At 45.8% G+C, this 1,885-nt stretch carries 1 protein-coding gene and 1 pseudogene; both read right to left on the reverse strand.

Going from position 1 to position 1,885, the window contains the following annotated elements:
• A pseudogene (locus tag ACFILW_RS09530) lies at positions 1-588 on the reverse strand (phage tail protein); the annotation flags it as partial.
• Positions 589-766: 178 nt separating this feature from the next.
• On the reverse strand, positions 767-1,885 hold a 1,119-nt coding region (locus ACFILW_RS09535), incomplete at its 5' end, for a Bgr_08870 family protein (protein WP_375685692.1).

Genomic DNA, 1,885 nt, shown 5'->3' on the forward strand with positions numbered 1-1,885 from the left:
ATTTGCCACCCGTACAAAGGGATCAATCAAATAACAAAAGCGTGAGGAAAAATCTGCACGATAGGCAAGACTTTCTTGCGTGTTTTTACCCCCCGTATCAAACACGGCAATGGCTTGTAGCTTTTCTGCAACCTGTTCCAAGGCATCCGCCACGGGGTTTTTGCCATTGTCAATCCGCCCTGCACTATAAGCCGGTGCCAGTAAAATCCCAGGCTCCACCCCCAAATGCCCCCGCGCATGCGCTAAAGCATGCACACCGGTCAAGTGAGTATTGGATCCCACCATTTCGGTTTGTGTCTCAGCAATGGTTGATTTTTCTTCTACCCGCACAAGGATAATTTGTGCCTCAATCCCCTGTGCGCACACAGCATTAATAACATCAAGAGCTGTGCCTCTTGTTCCAAGCTTTTGGATTTTTTCTGTCTCATGGGTGAAGACCAACACAGGCTCATTAAGGGGAAAAACTTGGTTGTCAGCATCAGGGGCTGTAACAACCGCCCCAATGGCGGTCTGATCAAATGTTGCTAAAGGACGGGAATCCTCACCAGCCTCTACAATGCGTATCCCATGATTAAATTCTGTTGCCATCTTGCTCTCCAAATCAATGAAGAGACTATAACAACCATCATCATGCTCCATAAGACTGACACTGTCAGTCAAAAAGCTCTTTAAAGGGCTTTGAAAGAGCAATAAAAGGACTTAAAAACATATAAGCCTGCTCATACAAAAGCTATCCATTTGACTTGCGCTATTTTTGGTTTTGTATTTAATCTTTCCATAACCTTATAAGAACAGCGCCATCAGCTCCAGCGCCGCTTGGAGAGGAATCTCCATGAGAGCCAGCACCTCCGCCCCCAAAACCACGCCCTGCTTTTCCCGAACTATAGGAACCTTTGCCGACTCCTCCAGAGCCACCACGTGATGTATCACCTCCAGCATCGCCTCCATTACCGCTTGTTTTACTCGTAATTCCATTCGTTCCAGCATAACCATTTCCGCCTTTGGCAATTCCTAGATGTTCATCCGTTGCTAAACCAAAGTTTCCACCTGTTCCTCCAGCACCGCCATCGCCTGAATAGTAGGTAGTCGTACCACCACCAAATCCCGTGTGAGATTGATAGGCAGAAGCACCCCCACCACCATGTCCTCCTGTCGCCGTAATAAAATTCTTTCCAACAGCTGTTGTTCCTCCAGAATTTCCTGTCGCACTGCGTGATGCAACAGAAGCGCCTCCTTTACCAATGATGATATCCTGGTGACCGTTTAAACTGGCTTTATAGCCATACCAGACTGAACAACCGCCACCGCCGCCACCTCCTCCTAATCTTGGCGTATCCGCTCCGCCACCACTACCGCCACCGCCCCATGCTTGGATCTCAACTTTAGTTTTATCCGTTACCCAATCAGGCCATTGAATTTTCCCATCCTGTGTATAGAGCAATTCAGCATCAGCAAGCGCAGACCAATTAATGAGTTTATCAACTAAGCCTTGTTTAATTTTTTTAATTTCTTGCTTGAGAATATCTATGTCTGATTTCGTATAAACAAGATCTCCATCGACCCTCAAAGGTCCTTTCAAGGTGCTTCCGTTAGTGTTTAAATTGGTAACCACTTCACCATTGTGGATGAGGCTAAACGACGAATTGCCCAAAAGCTCTAAGGCACCACTCATAGTCACTTTGCTGGTAAATTTATTATAATTCTGCCATTCATTTGGGCTGGCTAAGCGTCCATAGCTTGTGAGATCTTCATTGATCTTGGCTCTAAAATCATCGAGCCCCACAATATCTTCGGTTTTATGTTGATGTGCGCCTAATAGAGAGACAGCACTGCCAAAAGTGAAGTTATTATTGCTTGATTTATAGAGAACATAATTGTTGGCAGC

It is taken from the genome of Bartonella sp. TT110JLCBS (assembly GCF_042193405.1).
GTDB lineage: Bacteria > Pseudomonadota > Alphaproteobacteria > Rhizobiales > Rhizobiaceae > Bartonella.